Genomic DNA, 13,633 nt, shown 5'->3' with positions numbered 1-13,633 from the left:
CAAAGCCTCATTGTTTCAGCTTCGCTTGCCGCTTGCGGCGACCTTCGGGAGCCCAATCAAGTGCCCCGACGCGCCATAGGTAGACAAGACCTGCCAACAGAATTGCTATGAAAACGAGTGCTTCGACGAATCCGGTCCAGCCGCTTTCGCGGACGGACACAGACCATGCAAAGAGAAAGAGGGCTTCGATATCGAAGATCACGAACAGCATCGCGACCAGATAGAATTTGGCGGACAGGCGCAGGCGAGCGCTGCCGACGGGCAGCATGCCGGATTCGAAGGGTTCGTTCTTGGCGCGGCCCCAAGCCTTGCTACCGAGCAGGCTGGACAGGCCGAGCATGAAGGCGCACAGGCCGACGACACCCAGGAGGAAGATGGCAAAGCCCCAGTTGTGGGCGATGAGTCCTGCCGAATCGGACATGCTAGAAATCCTTATACAGAGACCCAGCTCTGCAGTCTGAAATAAGTGTAGAGCGGCGACTTGGCGTCGCACATGCAGTGACCAAATGTCGCAGCCGAATCAATCGCGCTGATTTTATGGGTAAACCTGGTGCAAGTAAAATTTCTGTCGCAAATTTATTCGTAGGATTAAGTACAAAAACCGTTCGTAACTGGCTGAGAGCCTTGAAATTCGGGCATTACGCGCGGTTTTGTTAATTATGTTTCTTGCTGCAGGTAACGAATTGCAACCCCTGTAATGATAATTAATATCATTTGAGCTGCTGCCGTTGAATTTGGCTCTTCTGTGCCTTGTAAAGTTCATCTGGCGATTCCCCCTACTTGCAATTGCAAAAAACCCTTGTTCTAGCAGCTCTCGGTCCTGCGCGCACCGCTCTGGGTCAATACTTTATCGGTTGAGCGATGACCGACTGATGAAGCGATGGCCCATTGGCCGAGCCAGTAGGCGAGGATGATCAGGTACGGTGCGGCGGCGAACGGGCTGACGAAGCGGTCGATGCCGATCAGGCTGTCGGAGAACACGAACAGGCCGGCACCCAGTGCTGCAACTCCCCCGCAGGCCAGTGCGCGCCAGAGCATGGCGCTGATGGCCAGGGCGTAGAGCGCTACCGGGATCAGCAACGGGCCGAGGCCGTGGCTGGCCAGTACACCGAGCAGCGCGATGCCCGTGATTGCGCTGAAGATCAGTGCGGGCAGGGCGGGGCGCAGGGTAATGCCGCAATAGCCGCGCAGGTAAGCAAGGTGGGCACAAAGGAAAGCAGCCAAGCCGAACACGAACAGGTCGGCGGGGATGGCCAGCAGGATGTCGCCGAGTACCGAGAAGGCCAGGCCGATCGAGATCCATGTGCGATAAGGCGAAACCGGGGTGCTGCGCAGCCAGGCAATCAAGGCCAGCACCGGGATGGGTTTGGTCATGAGGGCGAGCAGGGTGTTGTCGCTGGCCAGTGCATATAGATAGAGGGCAGCGGCGGTCAGGGCGAGAATCATCAGGTGGCTTGGACGAGGCATGGGCGGTCCTTGCTGCTGGGCTGCCACAAGCATAGCCCTGATCCGGGGTTTTGCTGCGGCCTGTGCCGGCCCTTTCGCGGGTAAACCCGTTTCTGCAGCGGCCTGCGCCCAATCGCCGATGTGTGTCTCCTTCCGATTAGTGTAGGAGCGGGTTTACCCGCGAATACGGTAGCGGCGGCAACGGTGAACGGCTGGTAAAAATTGGCCAGCAGGCCCGGCCCTTTCTCGGGTAAAAACAAAGGCCCGGAGCTTTCACAAGCCCCGGGCCTTGGTTCAACCGCAACCCACTATCAGTGGAACTGCTCTTCCTCGGTCGAACCGGTCAGTGCAGTCACCGACGAAGCGCCGCCCTGGATCACGGTGGTCATGTCGTCGAAGTAGCCAGTGCCCACTTCCTGCTGGTGCGCCACGAAGGTGTAGCCCTTGCTGGCGTCAGCGAATTCCTGCTCCTGCAGCTTCACGTAGGCGGTCATGTCGTTGCGGGCGTAGTCGTGCGCCAGGTTGAACATGCCGTGCCACATGTTGTGGATGCCAGCCAGGGTGATGAACTGATGCTTGTAACCCATGGCCGACAATTCGCGCTGGAACTTGGCGATGGTGGCGTCGTCCAGGTTTTTCTTCCAGTTGAAGGAAGGCGAGCAGTTGTACGACAGGATCTGGTCCGGGTACTCCTTCTTGATCGCCTCGGCGAAGCGGCGGGCTTCGTCCAGGTCTGGCTTGGCAGTTTCACACCAGATCAGGTCGGCGTACGGGTGGGCAGGTCACGGGTAATGGCCTGCCCAAAGCTGTTGGGCGACTTATCGGTAGGTGTGCTCAAAATTGGGGTGAATATAATCAACTAAGTCCAGAGACAGAGAAGGTTTTTAGGTGGGTTGCCAAGGCTAAGTGCAACAAATAATTTCTGGGTTGGTGTGGTTGTATTTTGCTCTATCTTCGCAGTTTCGGGTGCGGGGTGATTGTTTGATATTTTCATTGGAAATCACCTGTGGCATGAATTTTTGCGCGTCTGAATGCTCTGGTTTTGTTTTGGGGTTGACCTTCCTGGTTGGAAGGTGTTGGTATTGTATCTCAAGCTTGACTTATTGAGGTGCGGCAAGAAATAGTTTGTATTGGTTGTTGTAGGAAGTTTCCTTTTTCTTTGTCAGTAAAGTATGCGTGCATGCTTATGGAGGTGCTATGTCAGAGCAAAGAAACCTGTTCATCAATACCGAGCGCACTATTGAGTTGGGTAACGCGTCTTGGGAACTCGCCCAAGCGTCTGGCCTGACAGATCGCAGTGTGGTCCACTGTCCATCCAGCCGCCTGCGCGACCAAGACGGGCATGTCTTTATGAATATGTGCTCATGCTCCTACTTGGGGCTTGAGGTCGATAAACGACTGGCCCAAAGGATGTAGTACTCGAAGCCTTGTCAGGTAGTGATGGGCTGATTTTGTGCAATCCGAATAATCCGTTGGGAGTGCAAATTGAGCCTGATGATCTGCAGCGCTTGATAGTTCGCTGCGTTGAACTGGATAAGCCGGTTATTGTTGATGAGTGCTATTACGAGTACCTGCGCCACTCTTGCGTTGGAGCCTTCAGTGGCCTTGAGCAGTTGTTCGTTATTCGCTCGTTTTCCAAGTACTTCGGGTTGGCAGGTTTGCGTCTCGGCTATGTGGTCGCCAGCACGCATGCTGTCAGGCAGTTGCTCAAATTGCGTGGCCCCTGGGATATCAACCATGCGGCAGTTAAGGCGGCCCTGCATTGTCTGGCCAATCAGCCAGAAATCGCAGCGGCGCATGGTAGCCAAGATTGGGTGCGTACGCGGATTGTTAAGTGTTGCCAAGGCTTGGGAATTGGTGTCATCGATACTCTTGCCAACTTCCTGCTACTCGATGACGGCCCTGATCAGCGTTTGGCCAAAGCTTTGCACAGGGCGAGGATACGTTTCAGCGATTGCTCAGGATATCCCCATGCTGGTTCATTACTGACCAACGTGCTGCGAGTGGCAATTCCAAAGGGCGACGATCTGCAGTCGTTTATCCAGGCATTGCAAGAAGCATGAATCTAGTGTCCGGGGAAGGGACGCCCCGCACTAACAGTCACCGGCGTTAGCCAAGAAGTCGCAGGATGCAGGTATGCCTATACAACAACAATATTCTTTGATCAGAAAACTCTATACCTCCCAGCCACGCGAGATGTTGCTCGACCTAAGCATCTTGCAACGCATTGGGATATCGAGCCAGAGGGCTGCCAGCTATGCCAGGAATGGTTGGCTGAATCGCGTAGCTCGCGGTATCTATGCCTTTCCAGATAGTGAGTTGAACCTTGCGGTGGGGTGCTGCTATCTGGAGCGTCGGATCACCTGCCTGCATTTAGGAGGTAGCAGTGCGTTTCGCGAAATTTATGAAAATGATACTTCGCTAGTGTTGTGGGGCGATAACCGAGTCTCATTACCTCGGTGGTTTACCGAACGTTATTCGGTGCGCTATGTGTATGCAAGATTGTTTGATTGGGGCGGGGAGATATCTCTGCGCACGGCGACCCTTGAGCGGCGGGGTGGGCTGCTCAGGTCAGTGCCCGAGCGTGCGTTGCTGGAGATGCTATATGAAGTCGGCAGCAGTCGTGATTTGCTGAAGGCTAGGGAGTATTTCTATGCCGTTGGCGAGGTCTGTCCATTGGCCAGTGGCCAACTACTCCAGTGTTGCACCAGCGTGAAGGCTGTGCGCTTGTACCTGCGGTTGGCTCGTCAGGCGAGTTTGCTGGATGTCGATGAGTTGCTGGGGCTATGGAACATTCGAGTTGGAAGCGAGCGTCGCTGGATTTCAAGGCTCAAGGACGGCACGACGTTGTGCCTAGGCCCTCATGGATAGCGCCGTAAGCCACAGCATTAAGCGAATGAGCCCGCTGATGCATAAGGTGGCATTGCTCAAATTGCTATTTGTCCTGGCCAACGGGGTCGGGTCATTTGCGGCGTTATTCATGAGTCGGCACTTCGCTTTGGCGGATGCTGAACTGGCGACTACGGTATCGCTGATGATTATCAGCTATCTGGCCGGAAACCTGCTTGGCGGGCAACTGCCAGGACGAGTGGGTAGTCGAATTCTCTTGTTGGGCTGCTCGTCGACGGCGCTGCTCGCGCTGTTGGGCAGCCTTCTGCCGATCTTACCCATCGCAATTGCGATGATTTTGCTTTTTATGTTCAGTGCGGGCGCCATCACGCCGCTTTTCAGCGTGATGACGGCCCAGGCTGCACCGTCTGGCGATCAGGTGGGGGCTTTTGCATATCTACATCTAGCCAGTAATGCGGGTGGTGTCCTGCTGTTCGTCGTAGGGGGTGTTCTGCTGAGTTGGCAAAGCCAGTATCTCTTGTGGTTTACCGCGGCGATAAGCCTGGTTTGCCTGGTGACGAGCGCTACCTTAGCTCTGCCGATAACTGGAAGTCATCTTGATACTAAAGATACGCAGCTTAAGGCTAAGGATGTGCCGATACCTTCGGCGGTGATCTTGGCGGGTATGATATTTTTCGTATTGTCCTTGCTCGATGGCCAGCGTGAATACCAGTTCCCTCTCTGGCTAGGAGCATTGGGGGCGGGAGACGCGGCGCATCTGTTTGGAGTGGCAGGTATTGTTAATGGGTTACTGGTCATCGTTCTGACTCGACCGCTGATCGCCTTGAGCCGCCGTTGGTCTGCCATGGTCAACATGGCGCTAGCGGCGATCTGCTACGGCATTGGTTTCGGTGCTTATGCCTTGGTCGATACTTGGCCCGCAATACTGCTGTTAGTGGTGGTCTGGACCTTGGGCGAGATCATCGGTATCACCTACATGGCGACCTTGATTGCCCAGCGAGCGCCGGTGTCGCGACAAGGTTTTTTGTTTTCGTTGATACCTGTGATTCAGGCTGCGGCACGAGTGCTATGTGTGACCTTGGCTGTGCCGATGCTGGATAGCCTTGGCTTCAGTGTTACTTGGGCGGCTTTTGGTTGCGTTGGTGTGATTTTTGGCATGACCTGTCTATTTCTGCGACGTGCAAGGCTTGATCATTAGCAGAAGGGATTTGAGCGCATGAGTAAGGTAGTTGTTATTACTGGTGGCAATTCCGGTATCGGAGAGGCGTGTGCCTGGAAATTTGCCAGAGAGCAATACACAGTCATTGTGTGCGGACGAGATCATGTTAGGAACGTCCGTGTGTGTGAGAGTATCAACAGGGAGGCAGGGTGTGCGTATCCGTACTCGGTTGATTTGCGTAGCCCTACCGAGTTGACCGACCTCTTCAGGCGACTGACTCTCGATCATCCACCCATAAATTGTCTCGTCAACAGCATTGGTATTGATGGTCAATCGTTCACGATGACCGAGGAATATCCCGAGGCTGATTTTGAAGATGTCATGTCCACGAATGTAAGTGCGCCATGGCGATGCATGAAGGCGGTGTTGCCTGCAATGCGTGAGGCGGGGCGTGGCACCATTGTCAATGTCGCCTCGCTAGCGGGTCTGAATGCCAGTGTCACGGGTGGTTCTGTATACACCGCCAGCAAGCACGCACTAGTTGGAATTACCAAGGCCGTTGCAAAGGAATATGCCCCTTATGGCGTACGGGTCAATGCCGTTTGTCCGGGATTTGTGTCAACGCCATTGGCAAGGCATGTATTGGGGAGCAAGTTTGATGCGGTGTGCGCCTCGCAGCCTATGGGGCGGGTCTGTGAAGCCCATGAAGTTGCTGAGCTTGTGTACTGGCTTAGCTCGGAAGCAGCTTCTTACGTAACTGGTGTGGCGGTACCAATCGATGGTGGATTCCGCGCTTAGGGTTTACTCGGAGTTTTGGTGGGGCGTCTGTAACTCAAGGCCTTACTTCATCAGAGTAGCGTTGCATTAAAGAAGCCCGGAGCTTTCACAAGCCCCGGGCCTTTGTTCAACCGCAACCCACTATCAGTGGAACTGCTCTTCCTCGGTCGAGCCTGTCAGTGCAGTCACCGACGAAGCGCCACCCTGGATCACGGTGGTCATGTCGTCGAAGTAGCCAGTGCCCACTTCCTGCTGGTGCGCCACGAAGGTGTAGCCCTTGCTGGCGTCAGCGAATTCCTGCTCCTGCAGCTTCACGTAGGCGGTCATGTCGTTGCGGGCGTAGTCGTGCGCCAGGTTGAACATGCCGTGCCACATGTTGTGGATGCCAGCCAGGGTGATGAACTGATGCTTGTAACCCATGGCCGACAATTCGCGCTGGAACTTGGCGATGGTGGCGTCGTCCAGGTTTTTCTTCCAGTTGAAGGAAGGCGAGCAGTTGTACGACAGGATCTGGTCCGGGTACTCCTTCTTGATCGCCTCGGCGAAGCGACGGGCTTCGTCCAGGTCCGGCTTGGCGGTTTCACACCAGATCAGGTCGGCGTACGGGGCGTAGGCCAGGCCGCGGGCAATGGCCTGATCGAGGCCGGCACGGACCTTGTAGAAGCCTTCGCGGGTGCGCTCGCCAACCACGAACGGCTGGTCGTACGGGTCGCAGTCGCTGGTCAGCAGGTCGGCGGCGTTGGCGTCGGTACGCGCCAGGATGATGGTCGGTACGCCCGACACGTCAGCGGCCAGGCGCGCGGCTACCAGCTTCTGTACGGCTTCCTGAGTCGGCACCAGCACCTTGCCGCCCATGTGGCCGCATTTTTTCACCGAGGCCAGCTGGTCTTCGAAGTGCACGCCGGCGGCGCCTGCTTCGATCATGTTCTTCATCAGCTCGTAGGCGTTCAGTACGCCACCGAAACCGGCTTCGGCGTCGGCCACGATCGGCGCGAAGTAGTCGATGTAGCCTTCGTCGCCCGGGTTTTTGCCGGCTTTCCACTGGATCTGGTCGGCGCGGCGGAATGCGTTGTTGATGCGCTTGACCACGGTCGGTACCGAGTCGACCGGGTACAGCGACTGGTCAGGGTACATCGACTCGGCCGAGTTGTTGTCGGCGGCAACCTGCCAGCCGGACAGGTAGATGGCCTGGATGCCGGCCTTGACCTGTTGTACAGCCTGGCCGCCAGTCAGGGCGCCCATGCAGTTTACGAAATCTTTTTCGGGGCGGAAGGACGGGTGGGCACCTTCGGTGACCAGCTTCCACAGTTTTTCTGCGCCCTGACGCGCAAAGGTGTGCTCAGGTTGCACGGAGCCACGCAGGCGAACGACATCAGCGGCGGTGTAGGTACGGGTCACGCCTTTCCAGCGCGGGTTTTCGGCCCAGTCTTTCTCGAGGGCTGCAATTTGCTGTTCGCGTGTCAGTGCCATGGAAATAAACCTCGTCGCATCGATCTTGGGTTAATTGTGCTGATGCTCGGAGCAGATCAGGTGCCTGGCGGCTGTCCTGTTCGCAGGAATGCGGCGGCGAACGCGAAGGCTCGAAGGGGAAGGGTGGGCAGACCAGGCGAAGGTGTGCTCCGGCAGGTCGGCTCGTGGTTGCCTTGCTGCGGTGCGACGCGATTGCCAGTACTGCGGTGATGCGCTTCCGTCCCTCGGGACAACTTCTTCGTTGCAGTCGCAATCCCGTCGAACCGCCTTGTGGGCCGTATAGACACGAGGCGCCTCCAGGGGTGGGAGGAGTACGCCTCGAAGGCCCTTGCCAGGGCCCCTGATTAGCGGGAGCGAGGCCATCATGCCCTTGGGAAAAAGACCCTGTCAAATGTTTTGTAGTGCTTTTTTGTACTTACTACATCTTTGGTCTAATGCGACTTGGCAGTCAGTTTCAAGGCCTTTGGTCGAAGCCTTGAGTTGCCTGGTATCAGTCGACAAGGTCGACTTTGACCCGCAATGTCATGTTTTCACCCCGTTGGGTGCTGTACGTATGGCTTGACGCGCTGCGGTCGGCTTGGCTCTGCTGGTTGAACCCCGCCAGGGTGATCCACTCGCCGAGCTTGCCCGTGACTGTCGTGTCGGTACTTTGTACTTTCACTACATCTGCACGTTCATGGCTGATACGGTCATTATTGCTGCTTATTTGCAGACGAACCGTTTCGCCGCTCAGGCTCGGGGTTACGTAGAAGCCTTGGGTCACGTTGCGGTATTCGGTGTTGCTTTGAATGCGCCCATAGCCGTCTGTGCTGGTGCTGGTAATGGGGATGCTCTGGCCCACCTGGATCAGTGCCGGTTGCCCTTCGCTGGCTTGTACCTGTTGCATGCCGCCGTCGCGGTTGCTGGTGCCGTAGTGAATGACGCGTGCGTTGCCGCGGTTGTCCTGGAAGTTGCTGTCGTTGTTGTCGACGCTGATCAGCAGGCGCTTGGGCGCGGTATCCAGCTGTTGCAGCAGGGCGCGCAGGTCGTCGATGCGCTCGGGGCTGGCGTTGACGATCAGTTTGTTCTCGAAGGCGCTGACCGTGCCGTCCTTGCCGATGAACGCCTGCAGGGCGGGCAGCAGTTCGGCGCTGCTGCGATGCTGAAGTGGCACCACCTCGGTGGCGGCATGGGCGGTGAGGCTGGCGACCAGCAACAGGGAGGTGAAAAGGGGGCGTAGCGGCATGTCCATGATCTCCGCAGGTGGAATCAACATGATGGCAAATTTGCTGACTTTTTGCCGGATCTGGATCACGCCGGCACTGTTGCGGACGGTCGTATTATCCTGGTTTATCTTGTAGGCTATAAATTATAGTAGGCAAGATAATTGAGGTTAATTGCATGTCTCCCGTTCGCCCGCTCCTACGCCGTCATCAGTTGGCCACCGCACTGGCCCAAGACCTGGCCGGCGAGTCGTTGGTCGATTACAGCTCGGGCATGTTCCTGGCCGCGCCCCGGCGTACGGGCAAGAGCACCTTCCTCAACAACGACTTCATACCGGAATGCGTACAGCGCGGCTGGCTACCGGTTTACGTCGACCTGTGGTCGGATCGCGACGCCGCCCCTGCGCAGCTCATCAGCGGCGCCATCGGTACTGCGCTGGCCAGATTCGAAGGTGCGCTGGCCAGGACGGCGAAAAAGGCCGGTGTCGACAAGATCAACCTGCTGCGCACCCTGAGCTGGGATTTCACCCGCCCGCAACTGCCTGCGGGTACTACCCTGGCCCAGGCGCTTGCCGTGTTGCATCAAGTGTCAGGGCAGTTGGTAGTACTGATCATCGACGAGGCTCAGCACGCCCTTAACAGCGAAGATGGCCTCAATGCGATGTTCGCGCTGAAAGCCGCGCGTGACCACCTTAACCGTGGCGACCGTCCGGACGGCTTGCGCCTGGTGTTCACGGGCTCTAGTCGCGACAAGCTGGCCAACCTGGTACTCAAGAGCAAGCAGCCATTCTTTGGTGCCAGCATCACGCCTTTTCCGTTGCTGGGGCGTGAATATGTCGAATTCATCACCGCCTTGTGGAACCGTCGCCTGGCCGACAGTAACCAGTTCAAGGTAGAGGACCTGGCATACGCGTTCGAATTGGTCGGCCGGCGCCCGGAAATGCTCAACAAACTGTTGGCCGAAGTCAGTGTCGGCCTGGGGGAGGCGGGCAACCTGGGTGAACTGCTGCGCAATGGGGCGCTGAACCATCAAGCCGGGGTGTGGAGCGACTACGAAAGCGCTTGGAACGAACTTACGCCGTTGCAGCAGGCCGTGCTAGAGGTCATGGCTGAGCGCACGCTGGGTCGGCAGCCGTTTTCCCCGTTTACCGAGCAAACCCTGGTTGAGGTCAGCCGCAAGCTGGAGCAGGCCCAGGCGGTAGCCAACGTCAACACGGCAAACGTACAGAAGGCCCTCGATGCCCTGCGCGACAAGGAGCTGGTATGGAAGGCCAATCGTGGCGAGTACGCGTTGGAGGATACTGCCATGGCCGAATGGCTCGCCCGCGACCAGGCAGTCGCCGGCCACAGGTGAACCTTTGAGGTGCCCCGTAAGTCGCACTCACAGGGAGCGCGTGGGGTGATTGCATGAAGGGTGTCCTGATCTTGCTGTTATGGCTTTGCAGTCTTGGAGCACAGGCTGCAGCGGACACGCTGCGCATCAAGCAGCTGCAGCGTTGCGGCGACTTGTTCAGCGATAGCCAGCAGCGATGGTGCCTGCGTGCCGAAGGGCTCCGGGCAAATCTGCCAACGGTATGGCTCGGCGGTACGCGGCTGTCAGAAGCCGATATCGAGCGCCAGGGTGACCGGCTAACGCTGAAACTGGCGAGACAAGCCCAGCGCAGTGCCCCGCTCTGGCTGGCCGATGGCGGCAGTACCAGCAACCCGGTATGGCTGAGCCGCCAACGCAGTCATGTGATCGCCGCAGGGCCCGATGAAGTGGCGAAGAACATGGATGGCCTGACCACCTATGTCGATCTGGTCAGCTTGTTGATCGAAGAAAAATACGACGGCCTCGGCGAGGCCCGGCGCATCGCCGGTAAATACGGCGCCCAGGTTGTCGGTGCCATACCGCCGCTGAATGTCTACCAGTTGCGCTTGCCGGTAGAGGACCTGGTGCAGCGCGATGCGATGGTCCTGCGCATGGGCAGTGAAGTCAGCGTGGATGCCGTGATTGTCGAAGAGTCCGGCCCCGAGCGCGGGGAGGAGGGCAATGGGCGCAGCACCCGGGCCATCGACCAGGCGGACGAATGGGCCGCCAACCGCTTCATGGACGCGCTGTATTTCTACCGGCGCCGGATTGCCGCATCTCGCTTGCCGGTGAAGCCCGTGCGGGTCGGGGTAATCGAGCGCGAAGTGGACTTTGACGCCCCAGGGTTCAGCCATTATCGAGGGGGCTGCGAACAAGGCCAGACATGCCTCTACGCTCGCGACGGTGATCGCCCGGCAGGCCACGGCAGCCATGTCGCAGGCATTCTCGCTGCGCAGGGTGAGGGCTTTTTGCCAGGGCTGGGCAAGCACAGCCCTGGCTTCGAGGTGGTGGTAGAGCGCAACTCGGATGCCGGTATCACCGCCAACATCGCTGCCTCGGTGAACCTGGTCGAAGATGGCGTGCGGGTGCTGAACTGGAGCTGGGGCATTCACCGGGTCGGGGCACGCAATGTGAAGGGTGATGAGGTCGATTCGCTGGTGCGCTCCGGGCTGGCAATGAGTGGCTACGAGGAGTTACTTGAGGAGTTCTTCCTCTGGCTGCGCAAGGAGCACCCTGATGTGGTGGTGGTGAATTCGGCGGGCAATGGTGCGTCCTGGTCGGGGACCGATGAATATCGCCTGCCTTCGTCGTTTATCACCGAGCAATTGCTGGTGGTGGGCGGGCATCAGCGCAGTGACAAGGCTACGGTAGTTGAAGCCCACGATCACGTGCGCAAGCGTCACAGTTCCAATATCGACATGCGCGTGGACGTCAGTGCTGCTGCCTGCATACGCCCAGTGTCTGCCGAGGCTGCGCATTGCGGCACGTCGTACGCAACACCCTTGGTGACTGCCACTGTGGCGACGATGCTGTCGATCAACCCGGCACTTACCCCGGAACAGGTGCGCATGCTGTTGCGGCGCAGTGCCTTGACCCTGGGCGCCGAACAGGATTTTGAAGCGATGGATGCCGAAGACCTGACGGCGCCGATCCTGCCCTCAGAGCGTGGTGGCCGCCTGAACGACCCGGACCTGGGCCGTTCGGCGCGCCTGGACATGCAGCGTGCGCTGGACCTGGCCGTGCAGAGCCTGGAACGGGTGCGTTGAGCGGTGGCCGCTGTCAGACAAATTCCGTAACATCGCGCCCCTCGTTTTTCTAACGTCCGTCAGGACTGCACCACAGGAAGCCCATGAAGCCCGCCCGACTACGCGCCGACCTGCTCGCCGGCCTCACTACCTCGTTTGCCTTGGTCCCCGAGTGCATCGCCTTTGCTCTGGTGGCCCATCTCAACCCGCTGATGGGCCTGTATGGCGCGTTCATCATTTGTACCCTGACGGCGCTGTTCGGCGGGCGGCCGGGGATGATCTCAGGCGCTGCCGGCTCGATGGCGGTGGTGATCGTCGCCTTGGTGGTGCAGCACGGCGTGCAGTACCTGCTGGCCACGGTGCTGCTGGGCGGTGTGGTGATGATCCTGTTCGGCCTGCTGCGTCTGGGCAAACTGGTGCGCCTGGTGCCATACCCGGTCATGCTTGGCTTCGTGAACGGCCTGGCCATCGTCATCGCCATGGCTCAGCTGGAGCATTTCAAGGACGGCGAACACTGGCTCAGTGGCACGCCGCTGTACCTGATGATCGGCCTGGTCGCGCTGACCATGGCGGTGGTTTATGTGCTGCCGAAACTGACCCGTGCGGTGCCGCCGGCCCTGGTGGCGATCCTCGGTGTTGGCCTGCTGGTGTACGTGCTCGGGCTGCCTACCCGCACCCTGGGCGACATGGCGCATATCGCCGGCGGCCTGCCGGGGCTGGCGCTGCCGGAGGTGCCCTGGAATCTGGAAACCCTGAAGATCATCGCTCCCTATGCGGTGCTGATGGCCATGGTCGGCCTGCTGGAAACCCTGCTCACCCTCAACCTGACCGACGAAATCACCGAGAGCCGTGGCTTCCCGGACCGCGAGTGTGTGGCATTGGGCGCTGCGAACATGGTGTCGGGCCTGTGCGGCGGCATGGGCGGCTGCGCGATGATCGGGCAGACGGTGATCAACCTCAGCTCCAATGGCCGGGGCCGGTTGTCGGGGGTAGTGGCCGGGGTGATGATTCTGCTGTTCGTGCTGTTCCTGTCGCCGCTGATCGAGCGCATTCCCCTGGCGGCGCTGGTTGGGGTGATGTTCGTGGTGGCCCAGCAGACCTTTGCCTGGGCGTCGTTGCGGGTGTTGCACAAGGTGCCGGTGAATGATGTGCTGGCGATCGTTGCGGTGACTGTGGTCACGGTGCTCACCGACCTGGCCATGGCAGTGCTGTTCGGTATCATCATCGCGGCGCTCAACTTTGCCTGGCAGCATGCGCGGGAGCTGTATGCCGACACCCATGAGGACGCGGAGGGCGGCAAGCGTTATCAACTGCATGGCACGCTGTTCTTTGCCTCGACCACCTCGTTCCTCAACCAGTTCGACACGGCCGGGGACCCGGCCCAGGTCACGCTGGATTGCCAGCATTTGAGCTTTGTCGACTATTCGGCGGTTGCGGCGCTGAAAACCCTGCGCGAGCGCTATGCCAAGGCGGGCAAGCATTTGCGCGTGGTGCATTTGTCCGAGCGGTGCAAAAAGCTGTTGAAGCGGGCGGGCGAGCAGCACTGAAAACTGCTGGTGTCTGTGTCGGTTTCTTCGCGGGTAAACCCGCGCCTACGGGGGATCGCATACCCCTGTAGGCGCGGGTTTACCCG

At 58.6% G+C, this 13,633-nt stretch carries 11 protein-coding genes and 1 pseudogene; 7 read left to right on the top strand and 5 right to left on the bottom strand.

Annotation, left to right across the window (positions count from 1 at the left end; genetic code table 11):
* Positions 1-7 precede the first annotated feature (7 nt).
* From V6093_RS09170 to V6093_RS09160, 3 genes and pseudogenes are all read right to left on the bottom strand, one after another.
* Positions 8-421, bottom strand: a complete 414-nt coding sequence (locus V6093_RS09170; protein WP_003251427.1) for an NADH-quinone oxidoreductase subunit A — start codon at positions 419-421, stop codon at positions 8-10.
* A 383-nt stretch (positions 422-804) separates the two neighbouring features.
* Positions 805-1,467, bottom strand: a complete 663-nt coding sequence (locus V6093_RS09165) for a lysoplasmalogenase (protein WP_047603429.1) — start codon at positions 1,465-1,467, stop codon at positions 805-807.
* Between the two features lie 290 nt (positions 1,468-1,757).
* A pseudogene (locus V6093_RS09160) lies at positions 1,758-2,219 on the bottom strand (isocitrate lyase); the annotation flags it as partial.
* A gap of 654 nt (positions 2,220-2,873) precedes the next feature.
* Between V6093_RS09160 and V6093_RS09155 the strand changes: the two are divergent.
* The 4 genes from V6093_RS09155 to V6093_RS09140 all read left to right on the top strand — a co-directional run bounded on the left by V6093_RS09155 (position 2,874) and on the right by V6093_RS09140 (position 6,253).
* Positions 2,874-3,509, top strand: coding sequence for an aminotransferase class I/II-fold pyridoxal phosphate-dependent enzyme (locus tag V6093_RS09155; RefSeq protein ID WP_279840257.1), 636 nt, complete (start codon positions 2,874-2,876; stop codon positions 3,507-3,509).
* A 73-nt stretch (positions 3,510-3,582) separates the two neighbouring features.
* Positions 3,583-4,317 (top strand): type IV toxin-antitoxin system AbiEi family antitoxin domain-containing protein, encoded by a 735-nt coding sequence (locus V6093_RS09150; protein WP_047603547.1) that lies wholly within the window; start codon positions 3,583-3,585, stop codon positions 4,315-4,317.
* Positions 4,318-4,342: 25 nt separating this feature from the next.
* Entirely contained in the window at positions 4,343-5,494 is a 1,152-nt protein-coding gene (locus V6093_RS09145) for an MFS transporter (RefSeq protein WP_047603556.1), read from the top strand.
* Positions 5,495-5,512: 18 nt separating this feature from the next.
* Positions 5,513-6,253, top strand: a complete 741-nt coding sequence (locus V6093_RS09140) for an SDR family NAD(P)-dependent oxidoreductase (RefSeq protein WP_080756731.1) — start codon at positions 5,513-5,515, stop codon at positions 6,251-6,253.
* 123 nt (positions 6,254-6,376) lie between these two features.
* Here V6093_RS09140 and aceA read toward each other — a convergent pair whose 3' ends face one another.
* On the bottom strand, positions 6,377-7,702 hold the full coding sequence (aceA, locus tag V6093_RS09135) for an isocitrate lyase (RefSeq protein WP_012051772.1): 1,326 nt from the start codon (positions 7,700-7,702) through the stop codon (positions 6,377-6,379).
* Between the two features lie 490 nt (positions 7,703-8,192).
* Positions 8,193-8,957: a secretin N-terminal domain-containing protein gene (locus V6093_RS09130; protein WP_173879731.1), complete on the bottom strand. Its 765-nt coding sequence runs from the start codon at positions 8,955-8,957 to the stop codon at positions 8,193-8,195.
* Between the two features lie 125 nt (positions 8,958-9,082).
* Here V6093_RS09130 and V6093_RS09125 point away from each other — a divergent pair, with 125 nt between their 5' ends.
* The 3 genes from V6093_RS09125 to V6093_RS09115 all read left to right on the top strand — a co-directional run bounded on the left by V6093_RS09125 (position 9,083) and on the right by V6093_RS09115 (position 13,547).
* A complete protein-coding gene (locus V6093_RS09125; RefSeq protein WP_003251412.1) occupies positions 9,083-10,258 on the top strand; it encodes a hypothetical protein in 1,176 nt (391 codons plus the stop codon).
* Positions 10,259-10,311: 53 nt separating this feature from the next.
* Positions 10,312-12,021: a S8/S53 family peptidase gene (locus V6093_RS09120; RefSeq protein WP_108079134.1), complete on the top strand. Its 1,710-nt coding sequence runs from the start codon at positions 10,312-10,314 to the stop codon at positions 12,019-12,021.
* Positions 12,022-12,104: 83 nt separating this feature from the next.
* Positions 12,105-13,547 (top strand): SulP family inorganic anion transporter, encoded by a 1,443-nt coding sequence (locus V6093_RS09115; protein WP_003251409.1) that lies wholly within the window; start codon positions 12,105-12,107, stop codon positions 13,545-13,547.
* Positions 13,548-13,633 lie beyond the last annotated feature (86 nt).

Source organism: Pseudomonas putida group bacterium ESBL64, from assembly GCF_045277175.1.
GTDB lineage: Bacteria > Pseudomonadota > Gammaproteobacteria > Pseudomonadales > Pseudomonadaceae > Aquipseudomonas > Aquipseudomonas alloputida.
This window is presented reverse-complemented; position numbering and strand designations above follow the sequence as displayed.

What these genes read in the sequence shown, in the direction of transcription:
- V6093_RS09150 (WP_047603547.1), top strand. Translation starts at nt 3,583, where the DNA reads ATGCCTATACAACAACAATATTCTTTGATCAGAAAACTCTATACCTCC.
- V6093_RS09140 (WP_080756731.1), top strand. Translation starts at nt 5,513, where the DNA reads ATGAGTAAGGTAGTTGTTATTACTGGTGGCAATTCCGGTATCGGAGAG.
- V6093_RS09130 (WP_173879731.1), bottom strand. Translation starts at nt 8,957, where the DNA reads ATGTTGATTCCACCTGCGGAGATCATGGACATGCCGCTACGCCCCCTT.
- V6093_RS09125 (WP_003251412.1), top strand. Translation starts at nt 9,083, where the DNA reads ATGTCTCCCGTTCGCCCGCTCCTACGCCGTCATCAGTTGGCCACCGCA.
- V6093_RS09115 (WP_003251409.1), top strand. Translation starts at nt 12,105, where the DNA reads ATGAAGCCCGCCCGACTACGCGCCGACCTGCTCGCCGGCCTCACTACC.
- V6093_RS09165 (WP_047603429.1), bottom strand. Translation starts at nt 1,467, where the DNA reads ATGCCTCGTCCAAGCCACCTGATGATTCTCGCCCTGACCGCCGCTGCC.
- aceA (WP_012051772.1), bottom strand. Translation starts at nt 7,702, where the DNA reads ATGGCACTGACACGCGAACAGCAAATTGCAGCCCTCGAGAAAGACTGG.
- V6093_RS09120 (WP_108079134.1), top strand. Translation starts at nt 10,312, where the DNA reads ATGAAGGGTGTCCTGATCTTGCTGTTATGGCTTTGCAGTCTTGGAGCA.
- V6093_RS09170 (WP_003251427.1), bottom strand. Translation starts at nt 421, where the DNA reads ATGTCCGATTCGGCAGGACTCATCGCCCACAACTGGGGCTTTGCCATC.
- V6093_RS09145 (WP_047603556.1), top strand. Translation starts at nt 4,343, where the DNA reads ATGAGCCCGCTGATGCATAAGGTGGCATTGCTCAAATTGCTATTTGTC.